The following is a 26,009-nucleotide window of genomic DNA, read 5'->3' as shown; positions in this document are numbered from 1 at the left end:
TTGAAAATTAGTTAATTTGAAAATTGGGATATTTTTCAAATCTTCAAATCTTCAAATCATTATTTTCTAATCACTTTTACCTGACTATCTAAACCTAATTTAATAATCGTAGAAGGATTTTTGCAAACTTTATCGTGGTGCAAATTTACTACATAGTCCACACCTTTTATAATTTCGGGACTAATTTCTTTGAAAGTTTTTGGTGTAAACATTCCCGATATATTTGCTGAGGTGGATACCAATGGTTTTTTCATGCGTTCCATTAGTTTAAAGCAAAATGGTTCGGTTACCATTCGAACACCTAATGTATTGTCTTCAGCTATAATGTTTTTAGCAACATTTCTAGGATTGTCTAAAATTAAAGTCGTTGGTTTTTCGGATAAATCTAAAATTTGCCAAGCTACTTCTGGAATTTCTTTGAAAACGTTGTACATCATGCGTTCTCCATTTAGTAGAACAATCATGCTTTTAGTTTCTTCGCGTTGTTTTAAAGCATAGATTTTTTTTACGGCGTCTTCATTTGTAGCATCGCATCCAATTCCCCAAACAGTATCTGTTGGGTACAAGATGATGCCTCCGTTTTTAATGACTTCGTATGCGTTGTGTACTTCAGTATTGATGTCCATATGATTAGTTTGGAAGTTTAAAATAATTACCAATAGTTATATTCATATTCTTTGGTTCAAATTCAACTGTTCCATTACCTGGATAAAAGGTCATTTCACCAAAAACGAGATTATTTTCTATAGAATACAAATCAACTCTAACAAAAGGAAAATTCTTTGCTAATTTTTGCACAATAGAATTCATTTCTTCTAGATTTTTTGGTCTTTCAAGTTCTTCTTCAAAAAAATTGTTCTTTTTGGTAGAAAAAGAAAGTTTTTTCCAATTAGAATCATAATAGCATCTATAATCTTTTACACTTCTTTCAATATCGATTTGAATAAATTTTATTTCTCCATCAAAGCAAAAAAACTTATAGTCATTGATAACTTCTTTGTCAAATTCTTCAAGATATTTTTCCGCAATAATCAGCGGCTTAATTCCTTTGTAAGCCCATTCTTTTCCTTTGTTATAGAAGTTTTTTCTTTGCCATTTGTCTAATTTTTCTTTTGTCTTAGCAATGTTTAAAGATGACTTGTCTTTAACACAAATATTGAATCCACTTCCATGAACGCATTTTAATACGAATTTATTCGGTAGTTTATTAAAATCAATTTCATTTGAATTTTCGTAAACGCCATATAGTTCGTTTAAATATTTTGTTCCAATTGTTTTTTCAACAAATTCTCTTACGTGATATTTATCTACTAACTTTTTTAAAATTGGATTTTTATAGAATAATTTATACCATTGAATTTTTTCGTTAAACGTAATTGGTTTTTTTAAATTAAGTTTTTTACCAGTAACGTGTTCATATTGAATAGGAATATATATTTGAGGGGGTAAAAATTTAAAGTTTTTTAAAACCCTTAAAATAATTGATTTAAAAGTTTTGTTTTTTGTATTTTCCATGCTTTAAAAATGTATGTAAATATATGTTTTTTTAATAAAAATCGTGAAAAAATAAATAAGAAACTATATTTGTGTAAATTATATAAAAGATGCGATTAATTCAATTTACTGCCTCAAAGGGTTGGAGAGGGCATGAGCAAAAAATAATATATTTATATGAAGCATTCAAAGAATATGGTTATGTAGAAGATCAATGGATTGTTTGTCCTGAGAATTCAGAGGTGTTTAAAATTGCAACTGAAAAAGGAATGAATGTAATTTCATTTCCTTATAAATCAGAATACGATTTTAAGTTTGCAAAGCAATTGAGTTTGATCTCAAAAGAGAAAAATGCAGATGTGATTTTTATTCACAGTAGTCAGTCTCATACTATGGCAGTTTTGTCAGCTATGTTTTATGGTTTAAAAGTTCCTTTAGTTTTATGCAGAACGTTGATAAGACGAGTTGATACTAACTTTTTAAGAAAATGGAAATATAATTACAAAGGAATTAAGAAAATAATTTGTGTCTCAGAACCTGTAGTTAATGTTTTAAAATTTGCAGTTAAAGATCACTCTAAGCTTTGTGTTGTTGGAAGTGTTACGGATATTAATAAATTTGAAAAACAATCTAAATTAGGAATATTACATCAAGAGTTTAATATACCCAACGATTATAAAATAATAGGTAATATTGCTGAGTTTACGGGTTTTAAAGATCATAAAACCTGGGTCAATACTGTGGCAGAATTGGTTAAGCGTGGTGTAAAGGCTAAATATATATTAGTTGGTAAAGGATCTTTAGAAACGGAAGTTAGAGAACAAGTAGCTTCTTTAGGATTGCAAAATGATATTATATTCGCCGGTTTTAGAAAAGATATTCCACAAATTCTCCCGGAATTTGACTTATTTCTATTTACTTCTAATAATGAGCCAACGGGTGGCGTACTTTTAGAGTCGTATGCATGTAGAGTTCCGATAGTTGCCGCAAATGCAGGTGGAATTCCTGAGATTGTAATGGATAATGAAACAGGATTGTTGGCAGAAGTGGGTAACCCAATTTCATTTGCTGATAAAGTAGAACAAATGTTGAATAATAAATTACTTCAAGAGAAATGTACCGTAAATGGGCGTCAATTCTTAATTGATAATTTTACTAAAGAAGTTATTGCAAAAAAGATGTTCGATGAATTGAATGAGGTTTTATTAAAAAAATAAAATTTAACATGAATTTTTTTAAAAGAAAATATTATCAAGTTTATATTGGGTTACTTAAATTAGTTGGTGCAAGTGATGTTAAAATCTCTAAGGCTAAGTATTTGTATAAAAATGGTAAAGAGTTAAATTTAGACCAACCCATTGAATTTATGGAAAAAATTCAATGGTTAAAATTTAATTATTACAATGAGCATTATGGTTATTTGGTAGATAAATATGCTGTTAGAAAGTTTGTAGATGAAACAATTGGGAGCCAATATCTTAATGGTTTTATTGCAATATATGATTCAGTTGACGAAATTAATTTAGATACTTTGCCTAATCAGTTTGCTTTAAAAGGAACACATGGTTCAGGATATAATATTATAGTTCCTGATAAATCAAAATTGAATTGGAACAAGGCAAAAAAACAACTCCAAAAATTCTTAGAAGAGGATTATAGTAAAACAAATGGTGAAGCAATTTATAGTGCAATTCAACCTAGAATCTTAGCTGAAGAATATTTGTCACAATCTGCAGATAATTATATTGTTGATTATAAGTTTTTCTGCTTTCATGGAATGGCTAAGTATGTTTGGGTAAAAACATTTCACGATGGAAAATATAGAAATTGTTATTATGATTTGAATTGGAAAAAAATTGAAGATGATTCAAATACTATGAATTACTTAAATTTGGACATGAAAAGACCCGAAAATTTTGACGAAATGATAACAATAGCTAATAAATTAGCCCATGACTTTATTTTTGTGAGAGTTGATTTATATTCAATTAAAGATAAAGTTTTTTTCGGTGAATTAACATTTTTTCCATGGGGTGGCAAGCAACGTTTAACCGTGGAACGATTTAATAAGGAATTTGGAGAATTGATAAGTTTGCCAAGTTAATTTTTATATTTTTAGTTAAAAACAACATTGATAATTTGATGTGTAAATGATTTTTTTAAAACGAAAATGTTATAAATTATATATAAGTTTACTTAAACTTGTTGGAGCAAATGATGAATTAATTTCGATATATCAGTACTTTTTGAAAAATGGTGTAAAACCTAATTTAGTTAATCCAAAAGAGTTTATGGAAAAAACACTTTGGCTCAAACTTAATTACTACACCGAAAGTTATGGTAGTTATGCTGATAAATATGAGGTAAGGAGTTATGTAAAAAATAAAGTAGGTGAAAAATATTTAAATAGTATTTTCGGGGTTTATGATTCTGTATCTGCTATTAATTTTGAGGCTTTACCTAGTCAGTTTGTTTTAAAAGGTACTCATGGTTCGGGTTATAATATTATCGTTAAAGATAAGAATGAACTTAATCTTGAAGTAATCAAAAACAAATTAAATCACTTTCTGTCTGAAAATTATTATCATAAATTTCGTGAAAAAATATATAAAGATTTAAAACCTAGAATTTTAATTGAAAAGTATATTTCAGAAATAGACAGTAATGCTCTTATTGATTACAAATTTCATTGTTTTCATGGCAAACCAAAATATGTCTTTGTTCAGAAAAATAAATCAAAGGATTTGAGAAAAAGCTTTTATGATTTGAATTGGAATCAAGTTTTACCTGAGAAATATATTTCTGCTTTTCATGAAGCTGATTTTAAAAAGCCTGAAAATTTTGAAGAAATGATTCAGATTGCCGAAAAATTATCTCAAGATTTTATTTTTTTGCGAGTAGATATGTATTCTATTGGAAATAAAATTATTTTCGGTGAGCTTACTTTCTTTTCAAATGCTGGACTTATCAGAAGTTCGATTGAAAGATTTAATAAAGAATTTGGAGATTTAATTCAATTGCCAAATAATTGAATTTATGAAAACTAAGATATGAATTTTTTTAAAAGAAAATATTATAAATTAACCATTAAGTTATTAAAACTTACAAAGGGTAATGATGAGAAAATTACAATTTTGCAATATCTCATAAAAAATAATCATAGGCCCGATTTGAAAAATCCAAAAGAACTTACGGAAAAATTGCTATGGCTTAAACTTAATTATTATAAAGAAAATTATGGTAATTATGTGGATAAATATGAAGTTAGGAGTTATGTAGAAAAAAAGGTTGGTAAAAAATATCTAAACGAACTTTTTGGTATTTATGATTCTGTATCTCAAATAAATTTTGATACGTTGCCCAATCAATTTGTTTTGAAAGGAACACATGGTTCTGGATATAATATTATTGTAGAAGATAAAAGTATATTAAATATCAAGCAAACAAAGAAAAAATTAAATCGTTTTTTATCTCAAAATTATTACAATAAGTTTCAAGAAGCTATTTATAAAAATGTAAAGCCACGCATTATCGCCGAAAAATATATTTCTAAAATCGATGATAACTCTATGATAGAGTACAAATTTTTTTGTTATAATGGCGCTCCAAAATACATATATGCCGAAAAAAAAGAATTAGAAAATGTTCAAAAATGTTTTTATGATTTGGAGTGGAATAAAATTTTACCAAAAAAACACAATCCTATTTTTATTAAATCTGACTTCTTAAAGCCAAGTAATCTAGATGAGATGCTAGAAGTGGCAACAAAATTATCAGATGGATTTATTTTTATGCGTGTAGATTTATATTCAGTAGGCAATAAAATTACGTTTGGAGAGCTTACTTTTTTTACAAGCGCAGGATTAATAAAAAGCTCAATAGAGAGATTTAATACAGAATATGCTAAACTAATACAATTACCAAATGTATAATTCAAGCACTATTTAATAAATATATATCTTAAAAGCCCCCAATTTACTTCAATTCCTGTTTTAGTATATTGTAATCCTAAAATATCATGAATGCCTTCAAAAATTGCAATGTCATTTGCTTTATCTAACCCAAAAAAGAGTTTAAAAAACAAAATCATTTCTTCTTTGCTATTAAAAACAAATGGATATTCATTGTATTTACATTCAACTATTTTGTTTTGAATGTTAGGATATTTTTCAAAATAATCTTCATGAAAGAAATCACCTTTATGACCTAAAGAATTATATTCATTAACAAATTGATTTAAAAATACATCGATTGATGTTCCTTTTTTTACATCTGCAAAAATAAAATTCCCTTCATTTTTAATTATTCTCAAACATTCTTCAATAAAAAGAGGAACATTTTTTAAATGATGCATGCCACTAAGTGAAAAAACGACATCAAAAGTGTTCGATTCAAAAGGTAATTTTTCAGGAGAAACAAGTTTTATGTCATTACTTGTAAATCCCTCAGAAAAATCCGTTGATGTTACATTTACATGATGTGGTAGAAAATGCTTTAAGTAGCCACCACCAGAAGGAATGTCTAAAACTTTATTTATGACTGAAAAATCTGCAGATGAAATTAAGTTATTGAATTCATGTAATCTTGCATTTGGAAACTGTTGCATCGCTAAATGATAGTCGGTTGCTCTTTTTTCAAAAATTGTACTATAATCATTCATCTTATGTATGCTAAACTTAAAAATTTACTTGACTTTATAAATTCCCAGCCCTTTTTTTATTTGTTTGCTTAATAGTACCATTTTTACATAAAGATAATTTTTAAGACTTAAAAACCACCAATTTGAAAACGGAAGTTGCGTAGTAATGATTTCTTTGTTTTTACTCTCTGAAATAATAAAATCTGAATTAATATCACTCCATTTAATATTTCCGTAACCATCAAATTCATTGACTTTGTTTTTTCCATGAATTACAGAAAGCCATAATCTTTTTTCAGATAAATGAATAATTCGTGGTTCTTTTTTCCACATGTTATGCACATAATGCCATACGGTTTTAGGATTGTCGTTTCTTTCGATTAAACTGATAAAAGGATTAAAAATATGTTCTTTTTTTCCTAAAATAAAGTTAGGTTCTACCTGTAAAGTGTAACCGTTAATATTATCAATGGCTAAAAATTCTTGCTTGTTGAATTGTTTCTGGATTTCGTTTATGAAATCTTTATGGATACAATCGTCATTGTCAATGCGCGACGTAATTAAGTAGTCTTTGTCAGCAGCATTTTCTTTTAAATAATTTAAAATTGCCTCATTAAATTTAGGCATACCGTCAATATAAAAAGGAACTATTAAATCGTTTTTTTGAAGTATGCTTTCAATTATTGTTCGATATTTATCACTTGTACTACTATCAAAAAACAATAGCCATTTAAAGTTTTTATTAGATTGATTTATGACGGATGGTAAGCAGTAATTAGAAAATAATTCCAAGCGCTCATCCATCCATTTTTCATCTAAAAGAGCTTCATTGTTTTTGGTAACATCCCATTCTGGATTTTTTAAATTAAAACGTGTGATTAGAAAGTGATAAAACATGGCTTTTTTTTGGTAAAAATAAACTAAATTAATAAAAAAACTTACTTTTGTGGTTACAAATGAATTTGGACTAAATGAAAAAAATATTTCACCCTGATTATGAATATCTTCAACCTCAATTTGATTCTCTTTTAGAGAATTTTAAAACTTCAGGTGAATTAATTGGTTCTGAAAAACGAAATGTTATCAAAGTTTTTAATGTTGGAGATTTTTCAGTCAATATAAAATCATTTAAAAGGCCAAATTTACTAAATGCTTTTATTTATGGTTATATACGTAAATCAAAAGCGCAACGTTCCTTTGAATATGCCCAAATTTTATTAAGTAAAGGAATCGGGACACCGCAACCTTTTGCTTATTATGAAAATAAAACCGTTAAAGGTTTAGAAGAAAGCTATTATTTTAGCCTACATCAAGACGTCGATTTGATGTTTCGAAATTTGATTTTTGAACCAAATTATCCTAATCGAGAGGAAATTATTAAACAATCGGCAAGTTTCTTTTTTAAAATTCACAATCTAGGAATTGAATTCATAGATAACACTGCTGGAAATACTTTAATTAAAAAAGTTGGTGATAATGAATATAACTTTTATCTGGTCGATTTAAATCGAATGAGTTTTCATGATGAATTATCATTAAATCAACGTGTTAAGAATATTGCAAAGCTAACGAATGATAGTTACATCAACAAAGTATTTAGTGAAGCTTATGCACCATTATATGGAGTTCAATCGGATGTTTTCTACGCTCTTTTAATGAAAGAATCGAATAATTTTTTGGATAATTTTAATAGAAGAAAGAAAATTAAAAAACGATTAAAATTTTGGAAAAAGTAGTATCTTTCGTTTTTTATCATCGTTAATGAAATTATCTGTAATAATTACAACATACAATTCGGAAGATTGGTTACGTAAAGTGCTAATTGGTTACAGTGTTCAAACTGAAACAGATTTTGAATTGGTAATTGCAGATGACGGTTCTACAATAAAAACCAAACAAGTTATTGAAAGTTTTTCTTCTAAATTTAAATATCCAATTCTTCATGTTTGGCAAGAGGATAATGGTTTTCGTAAATCAGAAATTTTAAACAAGGCTATTTTAAAAGCTAATGCAGAATATCTTCTTTTTACCGATGGCGATTGTATTCCAAGAAATGATTTTGTTACTACACATTTGAAACAGCAACAAAAAGGATATTTTTTATCAGGTGGATATTTTAAATTACCTTTGTCATTATCAAATTTAATTTCGGAAGAAGATATTATTAATCAAAATTGTTTTTCAATTAAATGGCTGATTAATAACGGTTTGAAAGCTAATTTTAAAGTAACAAAACTAACAAAAAATACATATTTTGCCAGTTTCATGAACTGGATAACAACAACGAAGAAAACGTTCAACGGTCATAATTCATCAGTTTTTAAAGAGGATTTATTGGCTATCAACGGTTTTAATCAAAACATGCATTACGGAGGATTAGATAGGGAAGTGGGCGAACGCTTGTTTAATTTAGGAATCTTAGCGAAACAAATAAGATACGAGGCAATTTGCTTACATTTGCATCATGAAAGAGGATATGCAGATGCTCAAAAAATAGAAGCTAATTTAGATATTAGACGTTACAATAGTAAACATAATATTATTAGAATTAAAAACGGAATTGTTTCAGAATAAAACCGTTTCTAAATACATAAAGAATGAAAATATCAGTAGTAGTAAGTACTTATAATGCGGAAGAATGGCTAGAAAAAGTCTTAATTGGTTATAGTGTACAAACTTATAAAGATTTCGAATTAATAATTGCCGACGATGGTTCAAGACCTTCAACAAAAGAATTGATTGATTCTTATGCGAAAAATTATCCTGTTCCAGTACGCCATTTGTGGCATGAAGATTTAGGATATAGAAGACAAGAAATTTTAAATGTAGCTATTGTAGAAGCAGCTTATGAATTTATTATCATGACCGATGGTGATTGTATTCCAAGAGCTGATTTCGTAGAAGTTCATGCCCAACAAGCAGAAAAAGGAAAGTTTTTATCTGGAGGATATTGTAAACTTCCAATGAAAACTAGCAAAGCTATTTCTATAGATGACATTATTTCTCAAAGATGTTTTGATGTAAAATGGTTGAACAAAATTGAGAAATTAGACTTTTCAAATACATTAAAATTAGGTTCAGACGGAATTATCGCTAAAATTTTAGATATCATTTCGCCTACAACACCTTCTTTTAACAATTGTAATTCTTCTGGATTTAAAGATGATATGATTGCTATCAATGGTTATGATGAAAGAATGAAATATGGTGGACCGGATAGAGAATTTGGAGAACGTTTAGAGAATTATGGAGTTAAAGGAAAACAAATACGTCACAAAGCGATTGTTTTACATTTAGATCATGCACGTGGCTATAAAACACCAGAATCGTTAGCGGCTAACTTAGCCATCAGAAAAGAAGTGCGCGATAAAAAAATTAAATGGACACCTTTCGGAATTAAGAAAGAAGAAAAATAAAAGGTATGCGAATATTAGTAACAGGAGCAGCAGGGTTTATAGCGTCTCACTTGTGTGAAAAATTAGTAACATTAGGTCACGAAGTGGTAGGATTAGATAATTTTAACGATTATTACAGTCCTGCTTTAAAGGAAATGAATGCTAAAGATTTAGAAGCTAAAGGTGTCTCTATTTTTAGAGTAGATTTGAACGAAGACTTATCAAAAGTTTTTGAAAAACCATATGATTATATCTATCATTTGGCTGCCCAACCTGGAATTTCATCCGATACTACTCTAGAAGAGTATGTTAGAAATAACATCTATGCAACACAAAATTTGTTGGATGCTGTGTCGGCTTATAATCCAAATCTAAAATCGTTTATAAATATTGCTACTTCTTCTGTTTATGGAATTGAAGCTACGGTAGATGAAACCATTCCAGCGCAACCTGTTTCTTTTTATGGTTCTACTAAATTAGCAGCCGAACAATTAGTGTTAGGATTACAGCGTCTTGGAAAAATAAAAGCTTGTTCTATTCGTTTGTATTCTGTTTTTGGACCAAGAGAAAGACCAGAAAAATTATACACGAAATTAATTGATAATCTTTATAATGATAAGCCGTTTCCATTATTTGAGGGCAGTGTTAAACATGAAAGAAGTTTTACTTATGTTGGCGATATCGTTGATGGATTAGCTGCAATTATTGGAAAAGAAGATGTGGTTGATGGTGAAATTATCAATTTAGGTACGGATGAAGTGAACACTACGCAAGACGGAATTACTGCAGTAGAGCAAATCATGAACAAAACCTTAATTATTGATAATATGCCTCCAAGAAAAGGAGATCAGCAACGTACCGCCGCAGTAATTGAAAAAGCAAAAAAACTATTGAATTATACGCCTAAAGTAACCTTAAAGCAAGGGCTTGAAGAACAAGTAAAATGGTATAAAGAGAAGTTTATTGACTAATCTTTTTTACAAATTGCTGTAGTTTATCAGAAAACAGTTCAGGATTCAATTTATCATACCACTCCAAAGCTTTTTCTTTAAAGTTTTTGGGGTGTTTGTTTTTATACAACTCTGGGAAATAGTCTGATAGGTGTACAATTTCATGTAAACCTGTTTCTTCAAAAATATTCCATGAGGTTCTGTTTATCCAAGGGGCATAAATTGTAAAAGTTGGTATATTTAAGGCTTTTGACATATTTGTGGCACCACCTTCATTACCTACTAATGCATCACCTTGCGATAATACGGCTAAGAATCCGCGTAATCCTTTTACATAAAAATCGAATACAATTTTAGATTGCGCATTAGCATCACACAAATCAAAAATTGCTTTAGCTTCTTCTTGTTGGTTTGGCATATAATTGAAAACCAATTGCACATCAGCAGTTGCGGCTATGGTATTTAAAACATTTGCCATAGAAGCATCAGGTAAACTTTTGTTTTTTCCACTTCCTAAAACACTTATCATTACAATTTTTTTTGTAACGTCTAATTGGCTTGCAATTTGGTTTTTGGCGTTTTCAATTTCCAATTGTGTTAAATGAATTTTTGGAAAAATTTGTGGAACTTCCTTTTTTATAGCTGTTTTTGCTAATAAAATTCGGAAAGCATTAGCAGTTCCATTACATTCCGTATCTGGAATAACAGTTTCTGTTAAGAAAAGTTTCGAATACCATTTATAAGTTCCAATTCGTTTTTTTGCACCGCTTAAATAGGTTGGGATTAAACTTTGAAACTTTCCGTAAACATCAATTACGGTGTCATATTTTTCTAGTTTTAATTCCGTTCCTAAACGAAATAATCCTCCTAATCCTTTGTGTTTACTTTCTTCAAAAAACAAGACTTTGTCAATAAATGGATTGTTTTCCACCACAGGGAAAGTGTTTTTTTGAATCAAATAATGCATTTCGCATTTTGGATATGCTTTTTTAATAGCTTCGCAAATGACAGTACTTGCCAGTACGTCACCAATCATCTTAATTTGTATGACAAGTACTTTCATTTATCTAAACGGCTACGTTATATTCCCTTAAGGCATCATTTAAAGAAGTCTTCAAATCGGTTGAAGGTTTTCTTTGTCCGATGATAATTGCACAAGGCACTTGATAATCTCCCGCTGGGAACTTCTTAGTATAACTTCCTGGAATTACTACCGAACGAGCCGGAACAACTCCTTTGTATTCTATCGGCTCATCGCCTGTAACATCAATAATTTTGGTAGAACCTGTCAAACATACGTTCGCACCTAAAACTGCTTCTTTTCCAACATGAACACCTTCTACAACAATACATCTTGAACCGATGAAAGCACCATCTTCAATAATTACTGGAGCGGCTTGTAATGGTTCTAAAACGCCACCAATTCCAACACCACCAGAAAGGTGAACATGTTTTCCAATTTGCGCACAACTTCCTACGGTTGCCCAAGTATCTACCATTGTACCTTCATCTACATATGCACCAATGTTTACATAACTTGGCATTAAAATTACACCACTTGAAATATAAGCGCCATATCTTGCTACAGCATTTGGAACCACACGAATACCTTTTTCTGCATAATTGCGTTTCAACAACATTTTATCATGATATTCAAAAATACCCGATTCCCAAGTTTCCATTTTTTGAATAGGGAAGTACATCACTACTGCTTTTTTAACCCATTCGTTTACTTGCCAGCCATTTTCAACTGGTTCAGCAACACGAAGTTTTCCGCTATCTAATAATTCGATAACTTCTCTGATAGCTTTTTGCGTAGTTTCTTCTTGTAATAAAGCACGATTTTCCCATGCTTGTTCTATTGTAGCTTGTAAATTGGTCATGATTGTTAAAATTTGTGATGCAAAGATAAATCATTTGTTTGAAAGCAAAAATCAATAGTTTAAAGTTTGGTGCCTATTTTGTTAAACAAATGCGTTATTTTTGTAAAAAAATAAAATGTCAAGAATATTAGCCATAGATTACGGAATCAAAAGAACAGGAATTGCCGTTACCGATGAAATGCAGATGATAGCTTTTGGGTTAACCACTATTCCATCCGAAACGGCAATTGCTTTTTTAAAAGACTATTTTTCTAAAGAGAAAGTAGCCTGCGTAATCGTAGGCGAACCCAAACAAATGGATGGAACACCTTCGCAAAGTGCCGAAATCATCAATGCTTTTGTGGCTAAATTTCAAGTAGCTTTTCCAGAAATGCCAGTGGATAGAGTAGACGAACGTTTTACTTCCAAAATGGCATTCCAAACCATGATTGATAGCGGTTTAAAAAAGAAACATCGACAAAATAAAGCTTTGGTAGACGAAATTGCCGCAACAATTATGCTTCAAGATTATTTACATTATAAAAAATAGTACTTTTGCACGGAATTTGATGTAACAATTCCGATTTTAAGTTTACCAATAATAAAATTTACAAGATGATTTTACCAATATACGGATACGGAGAACCAGTTTTACGTAAAGTAGGAGAGGACATTACTCCTGAATATCCGAATCTCAAAGAAACGATTGCTAATATGTATGACACTATGTATCATGCGCATGGCGTTGGTTTGGCGGCTCCACAAGTTGGGTTACCTATTCGTTTGTTCATTGTAGATACCGAACCTTTTAGCGATAGTGATGACGTTTCTAAAGAAGAAGCGGCTTTAATGAAAGATTTTAAAAAGACATTCATCAATGCAAAAATCATCAAAGAAGAAGGTGATATTTGGGGATTCAACGAAGGTTGTTTGAGTATTCCAGATGTGCGTGAAGATGTTTTTCGTCATGATACGATTACGATTGAATATTTTGACGAAGATTTCAATAAGAAAACAGAAGTGTACGACGGTTTAATCGCGCGTGTTATCCAACATGAGTACGATCACATCGAAGGAATTTTATTTACCGATCACTTATCGATGCTGAAAAAGAAGTTAATTGGGAAGAAATTGCAAAACATTATGGATGGTAAAGCAAGACCCGATTATAAAATGAAGTACGTAAACAAAAAAGGACGTTAATTTGCAGTATTCAGTGTTCAGTTTTTAGTATTCAGTTAAACTTGTTTAGTTTCTTTAAACTTTTTACTTTTTACTTTTCACTTTTTACTTTAAAATAATATATTTGCCAACCTTAATAAGTAAGAAACATGAGCATTCAAAAAATATTAGCTATTTCTGGGAAACCAGGTTTATATGAATTAAAAATTCAAACACGTACAGGATTTGTTGCCGAATCTTTATTAGACGGAAAAAAGATAACTGTAGGAATGAGAGCTAACGTAAGTTTGTTATCAGAAATTGCGGTTTATACGTATTCAGAAGAAGTGCGTTTAGCAGAAGTTTTCAAAGCAATTGCTACGAAAGAAAACGACGGTTTAGCAATGTCTCACAAAGAAGATGATGCGAAATTAAAAGCCTACTTCAGAGAAATTTTACCAGAATTTGACGAAGACAGAGTATATACATCTGACATCAAAAAAATCTTAAATTGGTACAATTTGTTACAGCCTAAAGGTTTCGTTTCATTAGAAGCGTTATCTAAAGAAATCAAACAAGAAGAAGAAACACCAGCTGCTGAATAAGCATTGGAAAAATTATACTTTAAAATCCTGCGTTTTCCACGTGGGATTTTTTATTTTTACATCTACTTTGTCATGCTGAACTCGTTTTCAGCATCTCTAAACCGATAACAAACAACAGACAACCGACTATGAACACACGCCAACAACAACTACAAGCTTTCAACCGCCTTTTAGATATTATGGACGATTTGCGCGAAAAATGTCCGTGGGATAAAAAGCAAACGCTAGAAAGTCTACGTCATTTAACGATTGAAGAAACCTATGAATTAGGCGATGCCATTTTAGATAATGATTTGGAAGAAATTAAGAAAGAGTTGGGCGACGTTTTGTTACACATTGTGTTTTATGCTAAAATTGGTAGCGAAACCAATGCTTTTGATATTGGCGATGTAGCGAATTCCATTTGTGATAAATTAATCGATCGTCATCCACATATTTATGGCGATGTGGTAGTGGCTGATGAAGAAGAAGTAAAGCAAAATTGGGAAAAACTAAAATTGAAAGAAGGTAAGAAATCAGTTTTAGAAGGCGTGCCTAAAAGTTTACCGGCGTTAGTAAAAGCAAGTCGCATTCAAGATAAGGTAAAAGGCGTTGGATTTGATTGGGAAGAACCGCACCAAGTTTGGGATAAAGTGCAAGAAGAACTAAACGAACTCCAAGTTGAGGTAAAAGCCGGCAATCAAGACAAAATAGAAGCCGAATTTGGCGATGTTTTGTTCTCCATGATAAATTACGCCAGATTCTTAAAAGTAAACCCAGAAGACGCCTTAGAACGCACGAATAAAAAATTCATCAAACGTTTCCAATATTTAGAAAGCAAAGCCACCGAATTAGGCAAACCTTTAATGGACATGACATTAGCAGAAATGGATGTTTTTTGGGAAGAAGCGAAGAAGTTGTAGTGTTCAGTCTCAGTGTTCAGTCGCAGTGTTCAGTTTTAACGTTTAGTTTGTCATGCTGAAAGCATCTCTTGTTTAAACACATAGTCACAATAGAAATACTTTGTCTATAATTTTAGGCGTTGCACTTAACATAGTAAACATTAGCGATTCGATAATTTAAAAATTTAATCATGTATTACGCAGTAATTTTTACCTCTACCAGAACCGAAGTAGAAGCCGGTTATGCCGAAATGGCAATTAAAATGGTGGAATTAGCCAAAGCCCAACCTGGATTTATAGGCATGGAAAGCGCTCGAAGCGAAATTGGAATTACCGTTTCGTATTGGGAAAGTTTAGAAGCCATAAAAAACTGGAAAGCCAATATGGAACATTTAGAAGCACAAGAAAAAGGTAAAACCACTTGGTACAAAAATTACAAAGTTAGAATTGCTAAAGTGGAAAGAGAATACGAGTTTTAGTTAATAATTATAAATGTATTCTTCTTTTAGAAAATCGTTTTGTTTTTGTTTTCGATATAAATCAAATGTGTTTTTTAGGAATGAAATCAATATTGGATGACTTTTTTCAGTTGGTGATGGTATTGCAATAATTTGAATTTGATCTTTAGTTTTTAAAGTAAAGCTCATATTTCTATTACTATCTAACACGATGTGAGGTTTTCTTTTATTAATTAAAACATCTTTATGAGTGTTAAATAAATTATTAAAATCATTATAATAGATTCCATTTTCAGAAAAAGGAATCAAAAGAGAATCTGTTTTGTAATATGAGTATTTTTCTTTTATTAAATTTAGTTCATAAATATATTTTTCTAATGTTTTTGTTTCCTCAGGGTTTGAAGCAATGTTATTAATCTTTCGTAATATTCTATTATACTTTTTATCTTGATAAAGTTTATTTGAAACACTATCTAACAATTTATATTCAATAAAAAGTTTTTCTTTTTGTTCTGTTATTTTAATTAAAAAGCCTTTTTGATTATTTGACAAATACAAATCAATACTAATTTGTCGACTTTGAGCACAAATTGAATAGGTGAAAAAAAAGGTTGCGATTAAAAGAAATTTCATTTTCATTTTTTTAAGTTAATCTAGCACGGAAACCACCAATGCATAAAGTAAAGTTTGCCATTTTTGAAGAAAATATTGATATGACCATCCGAAATATTTTCAGCATCTTCTCTCAAATTAATATAATCTAATTCTCCTTCATTGTACACATCAATTTTATTCATGTTTTGAATAGCATATGGAAAAAGTTTTTTCAAATCTTCAATTGTTGTATCAGCTGACAATTTTGTTCCTTTGTACATGATAAAATTACCATCAGTAAATCTAAATTCATCAACGGCTACTTGATTCTTTGAGTTTTCAAATCTTGAGCCTTTTTTGTAAATGTATTTGTCATTTTCATCTTTGCTTCCATCACTATTTTCAAAAATATAGGAACACGGTTCTTCTTTAGACATTAAAACCAAGCTATCCGCTTTTCCAAATATTTTTTCAAATTCTTTAATATCAAAAAAACGCGTTAGTTTTCCATTAAATAAAATGTCTTTTTCAAGCATTACTTCTGCTTTTTGGAAATCATATTCAACGCTATCTTTTGTTTCTTTTTTTAAATCAGAAGTTTCCTTTTGTGAATGATTGTCGTTTGAAGTTTGGTTTTTACAAGCAACAAAAATTAAAAATAGAAATACTAGTTTTCTCATGGTTTGTTTTTTTACAAAATTATTGGGCTTACTCAAGTGTATAATAGGTCTTAATTTCTCCTTCATAAGCTTTTTTTCTTGCTTTAGGATCTTTTATGATTCCTCTATCGTCTACTAAATTGTAGCTCACACCATTTTCATCTCTTGCCAAATAAGTCAATAAGCGAGTTTCTTTTTTGACTTTTCGAATATTAAATTCCCAAATTTCATTGTTTTTAAAGATTAATTGCAAAAAAGGAAGTATTAACTCAGTGTCATCATAAGGTGCAAACTCTATTTTTTCAATTCTAATTGGAGTGTTTGAGTTTTTATCAAAAAACAAAATTTCAGTATCTGTTATTTCGATGAATTCATAATTGTGTTTTTCGGTGGTAAGTTGCTTTAATTTCCATTTTCCTTTTAATTTTTTTATTTCCAATTTTTGAAAAATAGGAAGTAACGAATCAACCTTTTTTCTTGCTTGAATTTCGTACATATTTGTTGGTACTGAATCGATATCTTTTAAATAAGAAACAGTATGAAAAGCATTTAACGCTTTCAGACTTTTCCTTTTTTTTAAAGCTTTTTCTCCAATTTCAAAATACTTTTTTTGCTCACTAAGAATAATAGAATCCATCTTTTCTTGTGCAGAAATTTGGAAAGAAAATATAATGATTAGGAGGAGTAATATTTTTTTTATCATCATTTGCTTTTTTAGTTTAAAGATAAAGTTTTTCCACTTAGTTTGTCATGCTGAGGTAACGAAGCATCACATAACGCATATCACGCCCAGTTTGTCATGCTGTTAAGCATCATTTTTAACCACAAGGAGCACAAAGAAGGCACTAAGCACACAAAGTTTATCCTCAATCTTGTCATGCTGAAAGCATCTCTTTTATGCCATCCCAACGGGATTTTTACCAGCTATATTACTTTAAGTTACCCATATTTCATGCCTAACGGCATTTCAAACGGTTGTAATTACTTTTTTAGTTCCGTAGGAACGAGATATAGGTAGCTCCGTAGGAACGCAATATGGGTAAAAAATAAACACAACGATTAGTAAGTCCTGTAGGGATGATATTTTTTTATGCTTTTTTGTGTTCATAAGCGTGACGTTTGTTTTAGCTGTTGTTATTCGAACGTCGCGTTTATCAATTTTTCTTTTTCAATACCAGTATTTTCAACAAACCAATCTGTTATTACTTTTTTTAATTCAGACTTATTTACAGAATTTTTTTGTGTTCTGACTGCAAGGTAATTTTCGATAGTTATTTTTTCTACTAACTCCTTTAAAGTTCCAATTTCTAATTCTTTTCCAAAACGAAAAGATAGATAAAAACCTAAAATTGAAATTACTATTCCTAAAATTCCAAATTTATAATTTATAAAAATAAAAATTATAGATGTGAATAATAGTATAACCAAGGAATAAAAAACAAATTTTGGAGGTCCTAGTATGTTTAAGTTAAATCCAATGTTATTTTCGACTCTTTTTACAAGTTTAATTCTGTTTTTCCTTGGAAATAGATCTTTGAGTTTAGTTTCTAATTTTACGTTCTCTTTCTCAGATATTTTTTCTTCAATTAATGAATTTCGTAATTTATAAAATGCTTGTTGAGTAGTACAGGTTTCAACATTCTCATAGTCAATTTTAGTTATTATCAAATCGCAAAATTCATCGAAATTTTTAACCATTTGAGTTTCCCCTTCTTCAAATTTGAACTTATACATTTTCTCTAATGAAGGAATACAATCTTCAATATTTTCTATTTCGTATATATCAAATTTGTTGTTTTTCATTTGTTCGTAATTTTTGAAACATATAAGCTAACTAATATCATAATGCATAACATTAAGTTCTTTCACAAAAATAATCAAACTCCTACAACCCTTACTGTAGTTTTTCTGCACATTTTGTTAAAGTTTTAAACAAACAAAAAAAATCCCGAGCCTTAACTCGGGATTCTATCTTACATATTTTTAATTTGCTGTAGTTTTTCTTTCCACAATTTCAAGTCGTCTTTGTGGCGTTCAATGCTTTTTTGAACTTCTTTAATAAAAGGATTTTCACCTTTAGAACTACTGCTAATAAACTGAATGTTGTTCTCTAATTGGAAAATTTCGCTTTGTACTTCGTCGATTTTCTTTCTAATAAAGAATTGCTCTTGTTCTAAAGCACGTTTGTCGTCGTTGTCGCTCATTTGCTCTAAACGGTTGCTAAAACGCATCATTTCGGTGTCTTTTTTAGACATACTTAGTTTTTCAAATAAGGCATCTAAAATCTTATTGAATTTTCCTTCAATGTGTCTTCTGTTAAAAGGCACTTTTCCAAAAGTTTTCCAAGTAGCAATGTGTTCTTTTATCGCATCTAAATCCGCTTTGTGTTCGCCAGTTAATGTAAACGATTTCAACTCTTCTAAAAATGCTTTTTTCTTTTCAAATGCTTCTACTTCTTCACCTGTTTCGGCATTTTTAGCTTCGTGCATTCTGTCAAAATACGCATTACACGCATCTTTAAAGTCTTTCCAAATGCTATCCGAATATTTACGAGGCACATGTCCAATTTTCTTCCAATCGTCCTGAATTTTCTTCATAACTGGAGTAGTCGCAGCGAAATCGGTACTTTCTTTTAACGATTTTGCTTTTTCTACTAATTCCAATTTCTTAGTTAAATTCTCGTGTTGCTCGTGTTTGATGTCTTTATAGAAAACGTTTTTGTGTGCATTAAAAGCTCGAACCGCATTTTTAAATTTAGCCCAAGTTTCCTCAGTCACTTCCGCTGGAACTTTGCCTGCTTTAAAGAACGCTTCGCGCAACGCTTCCATTTTCTTAATTTGCGCTTGCCATCCGCTGTGCGAATCGATTTTCTCGGTTCCCAAAGTTTCAATTAGCACTATAATTTCGTTTTTAACCGCTAAATTATCTGTTTCTTTTCCTCTTGCTACTGCGTATAAAGCTTCACGCTTGTCGTGCATTTGTTTGGTAATTTCGCTGAATTCGTCCCAAATCGCTTCTCTGTGTTCACGATCAACTGGACCAATTTCTTCTTTCCAAACGCGGTGTAACAATTGCAATTCACGGAAGGCTTTCATTACATCTTCTTCGTTTAGCAATTCTTTCGCTTTAGCAATAATATGTTGCTTTTGCTCTAAATTGTTTTTCAAATCTAAGTCACGCGCTTCTTTGTCTAAGTGCATGATGTCGTAAAAACGCTCAATATGAAAATGGTAATTGTTCCACAAGATGTTGTATTTGTCTCTTGGAATCGCACCTGCATTTTTCCAACGCTCACGAATGTCGTTTACTTTTTTGAACATATCGCCAATATTCGAATCACCAGAATCGATTAAGTTTTTCAACTCTTCGATTAAGCCTTCACGAACGGCAAAATTTTGCTCTAAATTGTTTTGTAATTGTTTGAAATGTTTGGCTTTGCTTGCTTTGTACGCGTTGTAAATGCCATCAAACTTATTTTTTAAAGGAAAGTGATACTCAAAATCTAAACCTTCTTCGTTGTTTTGAGCTAAGAATTCCTCTTTTTTCTCGTCTATAAAATGGTGGTATTTGTCCGAAAAAGCTTTTCTAATGCCTTCTACATGGTCTTTAATCGCCATTACTTTTTCGTTGTTGACTAATTTTTCTAGCTCATCGGTTAAGGCTTCCATCGACATCGCATCATAATCCAATACCGGAATTTCGTGCTTTTCTTTTATCGAATCATCTTCGCTTTCTTCCGCATTAGAATTGTCTATTTCCTCTAATACCGATTGACTAATAATGGTAACGCCATCTAATTGTTCCATTTGGTCTTGTCCATCTGCGTTGTGCAGGTTATCATGTGTTGCTTCTGACATTGTGTAAATGCTTAAGGTTACTAATATTGTGTGAAGATACTAAAGCACTCCGAAAATTCAAAAAAAATCGTCCAATTATCGCTTATTTTCTTTGAAACGAGTGTTTTGGGCATTCTTGCCATCCATTTTCCCGCTATCCGCTTTACAAGGTGTCGCTTCTATCGGGGTTAGATAGCTAACAAAAGGCTTTCTTGGGATTGGTTTTTTGAAGAGTTTTTGATTTTGTGTGTTTCAGAGTAAACGCACAATTAAATGTTTTCTATGCAAAGTGCAATGCCTAAAATCAACGCATAGTTTTTCTAATGTATCTATGTGTTTAAAAGAAAAATCAGTTATAACCCGTGCTAGAAAACCCGTGTCATCCGAGTGCTTATTTACTCATTCCAAATTTTCCAAGCCTTTTCCGCCTGTAAAACCAGCATTTCATAACCGTTTTTAGTCACGGCGCCTTGTGCTTTGGCTTTTCTTAAAAATGCGGTTTCTTCTGGATTGTAAATTAAGTCGTAGGCTATGTGTTTTTTGGTAAACAAACTGTAATCTAAATTCGGACAATCGTCCACATTAGGATGCGTTCCTACTGGAGTGGTATTGATGATAATAGTGTAATCTTCGAAAATAGCAGCGTCTAATTCTTCGTATTTGTATTGAAATTCATCTGCTGTTCTGGAAACAAAATCGTATTCGATTTTTAAGCTTCGTAAGGCGTATGCGATTGCTTTACTTGCGCCACCAGTTCCTAAAATCAACGCTTTTTTATGATGGTCTTTCAATAAAGGTTTTATCGATTTTTTGAATCCGTGGTAATCGGTGTTGTAACCTTTTAGTTTTTTCTTTTTGGAAATCGTAACGCAATTTACCGCACCAATTTTCTTAGCTGTTTTCGATAATTTATCCAAATACGGAATAATCTCTTCTTTGTACGGAATCGTCACGTTTAAACCACGTAACCCTTTAATTTCGGTAATTACTTTTGGAAACTCTTTGATGCTTTCAATGTCGTAATTCTTGTATTCGCAATTGTCAAAATGACCAATTTCAAACTTCTCATTGAAATACTTTTTTGAAAAAGAATAGCTTATATTTCGGCCAATTAAGCCAAATTTCAACTGTTTTTTTGTTTTCTTTTTCATTGGTAAAAGATTTTCAGAGTTTATAAAGAATCAAATTTAAATAGTATTTTATTATAAATTGTTAAGACAATGTTTATTTTTTAAATTAAGTGAAATAAAATTATTCTTTTGCTAGTTTCTTTTTAATTACTTTAATGATAACAGGAGAAACTGAAAGTAGTGTTATTAATAAAATAACCATATCAAAATTTTCTTTCACCCAAACGACTTGACCTAAGAAATACCCTAAAAAGGTTAAGCTAGTTACCCAAATAAACGCTCCTAAGACACAAAAAACAATATATTTAATGTACGGCATGCTTCCTGCTCCAGCCACAAAAGGTGCAATGGTTCTTAATACGGGAACAAAACGAGCCATGATGATTGCTTTTCCTCCGTTTTTTTCGAAGAAAGTTTCGGTATGAGTGATGTATTCTTTTTTAAGAAAAAGGATTTTCTTTTTTTGCTTTATGAGATTGCCAAATTTATTTCCTACAAAGTAGTTTAAGTTATCACCAAGTAAAGCAGCAATAATTAATAAAGGAATGATAATTGACATACTTAATTGTCCTGTAGAAGCAGCAATTACGCCAATAGCAAAAAGCAAAGAATCTCCTGGTAAAAGTGGCATAAAAACGAAGCCAGTTTCTGCAAAAATAACTAAGAATAAGATTAAGTAAATTAGGTAATCGTATTGAATAATTAAATCTTGTATTACGGTTAAAGGATCATTCAGAAAGGCAGATAAAAAATCGATAATTTCCATTATAATGGTTGGTGTATTTTAAATTTTTAGGTTTGGGTTTGTTTGGGGCGATAGTTTTATTCAAAAGCTTGTTTTAAACTAAGATTGGATTTCGGTACCTTTTTTCTTTTTAAATAGTTTAATAATAATTGGTAAAACAGAAAGGATGATGATGGATAAAACTACTTTTTCGAAGTTGGCTTTTACCCAAGGCACTTGTCCTAAGAAGTAACCTAAGAATGTAATACTGGTTACCCAAATAATAGCACCTGTGATGCAATAGAAAATGTATCTGTAATATTGCATACTTCCAGCTCCAGCCACAAAAGGAGCAATGGTACGAACGATAGGAACAAAACGAGCCATAATAACCGCTTTTCCTCCGTTTTTTTCAAAGAAAGTTTCAGTTTGTGTGATATATTCTTTTTTTAGGAATAGAATTTTCTTTTTTTCTTTAATCAATTCGCCAAATTTATGTCCAACGAAATAATTAAGATTATCTCCTAATAACGCGGCTACAATTAACAACGGAATAATAATAGCCATGCTTAATTGTCCAGTTGTCGCAGCGATTACTCCAATAGCAAAAAGCATCGAATCACCAGGTAATAAAGGCATGATTACAAATCCGGTTTCTACGAAAACAACCATGAATAAAATGAAATAAATCAGGTTGTCATATTGTTGAATTAATTCTTGAATTACAGTTAAAGGGTCTTTTAAAAATTCTAATAAAAAGTGTACTATTTCCATTAATTTGGGGACTATTTTTTAAATTTTGCAATTGTATTCTGAACTTCCGTTCTTTCCCAAACTACTGGGAATAACTCTTGAAACAAAGATAGATGTTTTGGTTCTAATTTCATTCCATTTATTAAGTGAAGATTTCCTTTAGTAACATCGTCTGTTAAGAAATATAATCCTGCTAAACGATACTCCATTTCATATTCATCAGGTAATACATTGCATGCTTCTAAAAGAATTTCAATAGCAGTATCAAACTCTCCTAAATATTGTAAAACGTCTGTCCAAAGTGTGAATGTATCTAAATTAATATCGCCACTTTCAAATGCTTTTCGGTAACCATATTCTGCTTCTTCAAAGAAATGAAGTGCTGTATTTACAGCTGCAAAACGTTTCCAGTATAACGAATTATCGCCATCAATTCCGATAGCTTTGTTTACGTAATATAACGCTTTTTGATAGTTTTTTTGACGAATGTAAAAATCGGTAATAGCAATCCAACCTTTGTCTAACAATGGGTCTTCGTGAACCGTTTTTAGGTAGTAGTTTAGTGCGAATTCAGTATTTCCTAAACGCTCGTAACATTTCGCCACACGAAGCAAAACAAAAGAAGAAGGATCATCTAATTCTAATGTAATGTTGTAGCAATCAATTGCTTCTTGATATTTTTTTAGTTTTTCATATGATTTAGCTTTTTCCATGTACGCACCTAAGAAGGTTTCGTCAATTAAAGTAGCGTAATCAAAAGCCCAAACTGCTTTTTCGTAGTTTTTTAACGCATAATATTGTCTGCCTAACTGATGCCAAGCAACTTCACTATACGGATTTTTATCAATGAATTTGTTTAGATAAACGATTGCTTCTTCGTTTTGATCTAAGAAATCAAAACAATACACAACGTTATATAGTGCCGAATAATCTTCGGTATCTTCGTCTAAACATTTGATGAAATTTTCTTTAGCCAGTTCTAAATTGTCCATGAAAAGATATTCCATTCCAATCATCGAATATACATCAGCATAATCATCAGTATATTTCAAAGCGATTTTTAGAAAAGAAATAGCCTTTTCGTGTTCGTCTCGTTTAGAATGTATGTTGGCTTTTTGGATATAAATTTCTTCGTTAGTTGGTTCAATAGCATATAACTCGTTTAATAACTTTTCAGCAATATCGAGTTTGTCTTCATAAACCAACATTTCTACCTGAACTAATTTTAATCCGGTAGATTTTGGATGTTGTTCTAAACCTAATTTTAGCGCTTTTTTGGCCAAGTTCAATCGGCCGGTATCCATATAATGAAGAATAATATCTTCAAACTCCTCAGAATCAAAGAAAAAAACTTTGTTAGTTTTTAACATTGATTCAAATTTAGATAAGGACAAGCTGTTTTCTTCTTCTTCGTGACTCAAATTCATAGCGCTTCGTTTTATGATTTTATCCTTATTAAAATTAAGGAATAATATTGGGGTAGTGGTTTGGGGTTTGAATTGTTGTAAACAATTTAATTAACAATTTTCAATGGAAATTGTAATGTCAAGTTACAATTCAAAATAGATTTTAGACTAATAAAACTTAAACTCCCATCTTCCAACTTCCTACTTCATTTCTCTTTCTATCTCATTTAATACCTCAATAATAATGCCACATCCTTTTGTAATTTCTTCATTACTAATGGTTAATGGCGGTGTAATTCGAACAGCGCAACCTTCGAAAAGGAGCCAAAATAAGATGACACCTCTTTTGTGACAACGTAAAATTACTTCATTTGTAATCTCTGGAGAATCGGTCATCGCAGCAATCATAAGACCTCGACCGCGAATTTCTTTGATTAATGGATGGACTAAAAGGCTTCGGAATAATTGCTCTTTTTCTAAAGTTTCAGCCATTAAATTGGTTTCAGTAACTTCTTGCAAGGTAGCTAAACTAGCTGCCGCAATGACAGGATGTCCGCCAAAAGTGGTAATATGACCTAGTTTAGGATCGTGACTTAGTAAATCCATCATTTCTGCTGATGCTGTGAAAGCACCAACAGGCATTCCGCCACCCATTCCTTTCCCCATAACTACCACATCAGGAACAACATCGTAATTTTGGAATCCGAAAAGTTTTCCGGTGCGACCAAATCCGGGTTGAATTTCGTCTAATATCATGATAGCACCAACTTCATCACAACGTTGGCGTACTTTTTTAAGAAAATCATTTTGAGGTTCAATAAATCCGGCGCCACCTTGAATGGTTTCTAATAAAACTCCAGCTGTTCTAGTGGTAATTTTTTCTAAATCTGCTTCGTTATTGAATGTAATAAAATCAACATCAGGAATTAAAGGACGAAATATATGTTTGCGTTCTTCAAATCCCATCACACTCATACTTCCCATAGTATTTCCATGATAAGCATTATGACATGAGATTAATTGACTTCTTCCAGTTACACGACGAGCTAATTTTAAAGCACCTTCAATAGCTTCCGTTCCTGAATTCACTAAATACGTTTTCGTTAGTGGATAGGGAAGATGTTGTGCTAATAATTTACATAATTCCGTTGCAGGATGTTGGGCGTATTCGCCATACACCATTACATGAGAGTAGGTGTCTAATTGTTTTTTGATAGCATCATTCACTCTTTGTGGTTGATGACCTAATGTGTTTGCCGAAACTCCAGCAACCATATCCAAATAGGCATTGCCAGCTGTATCGTAAATATAAGAACCTTTAGCATGAGAAATTTCCATGGCTAATGGGTGAGGTGAAGTTTGGGCTTGGTATTTAAAAAAATCTTCAATCATTTTTTGTAGAATCGTTACTATGTTAAATTGTTTAACTGAAAATAAGCTAAACTTTTTAACTAATTAATTG

At 30.9% G+C, this 26,009-nt stretch carries 29 protein-coding genes; 13 read left to right on the top strand and 16 right to left on the bottom strand.

Annotated features, from left to right (window positions below; translation table 11 throughout):
- Window positions 1–59 precede the first annotated feature (59 nt).
- Both OJ995_RS05495 and OJ995_RS05490 read right to left on the bottom strand, forming a co-directional pair.
- Window positions 60–626, bottom strand: coding sequence for an L-threonylcarbamoyladenylate synthase (locus OJ995_RS05495; RefSeq protein WP_264368523.1), 567 nt, complete (start codon window positions 624–626; stop codon window positions 60–62).
- Window positions 627–630: 4 nt separating this feature from the next.
- Window positions 631–1,515, bottom strand: coding sequence for an ATP-grasp fold amidoligase family protein (locus OJ995_RS05490; RefSeq protein ID WP_264368522.1), 885 nt, complete (start codon window positions 1,513–1,515; stop codon window positions 631–633).
- 89 nt (window positions 1,516–1,604) lie between these two features.
- Between OJ995_RS05490 and OJ995_RS05485 the strand changes: the two genes are divergently transcribed.
- The 4 genes from OJ995_RS05485 to OJ995_RS05470 all read left to right on the top strand — a co-directional run bounded on the left by OJ995_RS05485 (window position 1,605) and on the right by OJ995_RS05470 (window position 5,426).
- The gene (locus tag OJ995_RS05485) at window positions 1,605–2,711 is read left to right on the top strand and encodes a glycosyltransferase family 4 protein (protein WP_264368521.1); all 1,107 of its coding nucleotides are present in this window, start codon (window positions 1,605–1,607) and stop codon (window positions 2,709–2,711) included.
- Window positions 2,712–2,719: 8 nt separating this feature from the next.
- On the top strand, window positions 2,720–3,598 hold the full coding sequence (locus OJ995_RS05480) for an ATP-grasp fold amidoligase family protein (RefSeq protein ID WP_264368520.1): 879 nt from the start codon (window positions 2,720–2,722) through the stop codon (window positions 3,596–3,598).
- Between the two features lie 187 nt (window positions 3,599–3,785).
- Window positions 3,786–4,526 carry an ATP-grasp fold amidoligase family protein gene (locus OJ995_RS05475; protein ID WP_264368519.1) on the top strand — a complete coding sequence of 247 codons (741 nt, stop codon included), beginning with the start codon at window positions 3,786–3,788 and terminating at the stop codon, window positions 4,524–4,526.
- Window positions 4,527–4,544: 18 nt separating this feature from the next.
- Window positions 4,545–5,426 carry an ATP-grasp fold amidoligase family protein gene (locus OJ995_RS05470; protein WP_264368518.1) on the top strand — a complete coding sequence of 294 codons (882 nt, stop codon included), beginning with the start codon at window positions 4,545–4,547 and terminating at the stop codon, window positions 5,424–5,426.
- A gap of 8 nt (window positions 5,427–5,434) precedes the next feature.
- On the opposite strand, the gene OJ995_RS05465 is transcribed toward OJ995_RS05470, so the two are convergent.
- Both OJ995_RS05465 and OJ995_RS05460 read right to left on the bottom strand, forming a co-directional pair.
- Complete coding sequence (locus OJ995_RS05465) at window positions 5,435–6,154, bottom strand: class I SAM-dependent methyltransferase (RefSeq protein WP_264368517.1); 720 nt, start codon at window positions 6,152–6,154, stop codon at window positions 5,435–5,437.
- A 24-nt stretch (window positions 6,155–6,178) separates the two neighbouring features.
- A complete protein-coding gene (locus OJ995_RS05460; RefSeq protein ID WP_264368516.1) occupies window positions 6,179–7,030 on the bottom strand; it encodes a putative rhamnosyl transferase in 852 nt (283 codons plus the stop codon).
- A 74-nt stretch (window positions 7,031–7,104) separates the two neighbouring features.
- Between OJ995_RS05460 and OJ995_RS05455 the strand changes: the two genes are divergently transcribed.
- The 4 genes from OJ995_RS05455 to OJ995_RS05440 are packed head-to-tail and all read left to right on the top strand — an operon-like array spanning window position 7,105 to window position 10,499.
- Window positions 7,105–7,869, top strand: coding sequence for a Kdo domain containing protein (locus OJ995_RS05455; protein ID WP_264368515.1), 765 nt, complete (start codon window positions 7,105–7,107; stop codon window positions 7,867–7,869).
- Between the two features lie 25 nt (window positions 7,870–7,894).
- Entirely contained in the window at window positions 7,895–8,707 is an 813-nt protein-coding gene (locus OJ995_RS05450) for a glycosyltransferase family 2 protein (RefSeq protein ID WP_264368514.1), read from the top strand.
- A gap of 23 nt (window positions 8,708–8,730) precedes the next feature.
- A complete protein-coding gene (locus OJ995_RS05445) occupies window positions 8,731–9,549 on the top strand; it encodes a glycosyltransferase family 2 protein (RefSeq protein WP_264368513.1) in 819 nt (272 codons plus the stop codon).
- 5 nt (window positions 9,550–9,554) lie between these two features.
- Window positions 9,555–10,499, top strand: coding sequence for an NAD-dependent epimerase/dehydratase family protein (locus OJ995_RS05440; protein ID WP_264368512.1), 945 nt, complete (start codon window positions 9,555–9,557; stop codon window positions 10,497–10,499).
- Here OJ995_RS05440 and OJ995_RS05435 read toward each other — a convergent pair.
- Entirely contained in the window at window positions 10,489–11,541 is a 1,053-nt protein-coding gene (locus OJ995_RS05435) for a glycosyltransferase family 9 protein (RefSeq protein ID WP_264368511.1), read from the bottom strand. The genes OJ995_RS05440 and OJ995_RS05435 overlap by 11 nt on opposite strands.
- 4 nt (window positions 11,542–11,545) lie before the next feature.
- Window positions 11,546–12,361: a 2,3,4,5-tetrahydropyridine-2,6-dicarboxylate N-succinyltransferase gene (locus OJ995_RS05430; RefSeq protein ID WP_133609979.1), complete on the bottom strand. Its 816-nt coding sequence runs from the start codon at window positions 12,359–12,361 to the stop codon at window positions 11,546–11,548.
- A 115-nt stretch (window positions 12,362–12,476) separates the two neighbouring features.
- Between OJ995_RS05430 and ruvX the strand changes: the two genes are divergently transcribed.
- The 5 genes from ruvX to OJ995_RS05405 all read left to right on the top strand — a co-directional run bounded on the left by ruvX (window position 12,477) and on the right by OJ995_RS05405 (window position 15,466).
- Window positions 12,477–12,890: a Holliday junction resolvase RuvX gene (ruvX, locus tag OJ995_RS05425; RefSeq protein ID WP_264368510.1), complete on the top strand. Its 414-nt coding sequence runs from the start codon at window positions 12,477–12,479 to the stop codon at window positions 12,888–12,890.
- Window positions 12,891–12,955: 65 nt separating this feature from the next.
- On the top strand, window positions 12,956–13,543 hold the full coding sequence (gene def / locus OJ995_RS05420; protein ID WP_264368509.1) for a peptide deformylase: 588 nt from the start codon (window positions 12,956–12,958) through the stop codon (window positions 13,541–13,543).
- 128 nt (window positions 13,544–13,671) lie between these two features.
- A complete protein-coding gene (locus tag OJ995_RS05415; RefSeq protein ID WP_264368508.1) occupies window positions 13,672–14,106 on the top strand; it encodes a DUF5606 family protein in 435 nt (144 codons plus the stop codon).
- Between the two features lie 128 nt (window positions 14,107–14,234).
- Window positions 14,235–15,008, top strand: coding sequence for a nucleoside triphosphate pyrophosphohydrolase (mazG, locus tag OJ995_RS05410; protein ID WP_264368507.1), 774 nt, complete (start codon window positions 14,235–14,237; stop codon window positions 15,006–15,008).
- Window positions 15,009–15,178: 170 nt separating this feature from the next.
- A complete protein-coding gene (locus OJ995_RS05405; protein ID WP_264368506.1) occupies window positions 15,179–15,466 on the top strand; it encodes an antibiotic biosynthesis monooxygenase family protein in 288 nt (95 codons plus the stop codon).
- On the opposite strand, the gene OJ995_RS05400 is transcribed toward OJ995_RS05405, so the two are convergent.
- The 10 genes from OJ995_RS05400 to OJ995_RS05355 all read right to left on the bottom strand — a co-directional run bounded on the left by OJ995_RS05400 (window position 15,467) and on the right by OJ995_RS05355 (window position 25,939).
- Window positions 15,467–15,997, bottom strand: coding sequence for a hypothetical protein (locus OJ995_RS05400; protein WP_264368505.1), 531 nt, complete (start codon window positions 15,995–15,997; stop codon window positions 15,467–15,469). It lies immediately after the preceding gene.
- Between the two features lie 101 nt (window positions 15,998–16,098).
- Window positions 16,099–16,719 carry a hypothetical protein gene (locus OJ995_RS05395; RefSeq protein ID WP_264368504.1) on the bottom strand — a complete coding sequence of 207 codons (621 nt, stop codon included), beginning with the start codon at window positions 16,717–16,719 and terminating at the stop codon, window positions 16,099–16,101.
- A gap of 28 nt (window positions 16,720–16,747) precedes the next feature.
- Window positions 16,748–17,401: a hypothetical protein gene (locus OJ995_RS05390; RefSeq protein WP_264368503.1), complete on the bottom strand. Its 654-nt coding sequence runs from the start codon at window positions 17,399–17,401 to the stop codon at window positions 16,748–16,750.
- A gap of 431 nt (window positions 17,402–17,832) precedes the next feature.
- Window positions 17,833–18,501: a hypothetical protein gene (locus tag OJ995_RS05385; protein WP_264368502.1), complete on the bottom strand. Its 669-nt coding sequence runs from the start codon at window positions 18,499–18,501 to the stop codon at window positions 17,833–17,835.
- Window positions 18,502–18,671: 170 nt separating this feature from the next.
- Window positions 18,672–20,555 carry a DUF349 domain-containing protein gene (locus OJ995_RS05380; RefSeq protein WP_264368501.1) on the bottom strand — a complete coding sequence of 628 codons (1,884 nt, stop codon included), beginning with the start codon at window positions 20,553–20,555 and terminating at the stop codon, window positions 18,672–18,674.
- Between the two features lie 374 nt (window positions 20,556–20,929).
- The gene (locus tag OJ995_RS05375; protein WP_264368500.1) at window positions 20,930–21,685 is read right to left on the bottom strand and encodes a shikimate dehydrogenase family protein; all 756 of its coding nucleotides are present in this window, start codon (window positions 21,683–21,685) and stop codon (window positions 20,930–20,932) included.
- Window positions 21,686–21,785: 100 nt separating this feature from the next.
- Window positions 21,786–22,430 carry a VTT domain-containing protein gene (locus OJ995_RS05370; RefSeq protein WP_264368499.1) on the bottom strand — a complete coding sequence of 215 codons (645 nt, stop codon included), beginning with the start codon at window positions 22,428–22,430 and terminating at the stop codon, window positions 21,786–21,788.
- Between the two features lie 78 nt (window positions 22,431–22,508).
- On the bottom strand, window positions 22,509–23,162 hold the full coding sequence (locus tag OJ995_RS05365; protein WP_264368498.1) for a VTT domain-containing protein: 654 nt from the start codon (window positions 23,160–23,162) through the stop codon (window positions 22,509–22,511).
- Between the two features lie 11 nt (window positions 23,163–23,173).
- Entirely contained in the window at window positions 23,174–24,568 is a 1,395-nt protein-coding gene (locus OJ995_RS05360) for a tetratricopeptide repeat protein (RefSeq protein WP_264368497.1), read from the bottom strand.
- 180 nt (window positions 24,569–24,748) lie between these two features.
- The gene (locus tag OJ995_RS05355; protein WP_264368496.1) at window positions 24,749–25,939 is read right to left on the bottom strand and encodes an aspartate aminotransferase family protein; all 1,191 of its coding nucleotides are present in this window, start codon (window positions 25,937–25,939) and stop codon (window positions 24,749–24,751) included.
- Window positions 25,940–26,009: the final 70 nt, after the last annotated feature.

This window comes from Flavobacterium lacisediminis, from assembly GCF_025909975.1.
Lineage (GTDB): Bacteria > Bacteroidota > Bacteroidia > Flavobacteriales > Flavobacteriaceae > Flavobacterium > Flavobacterium lacisediminis.
Note: the sequence above shows the minus strand (reverse complement) of the source record. Positions and strands in the feature narration are given on the sequence as shown.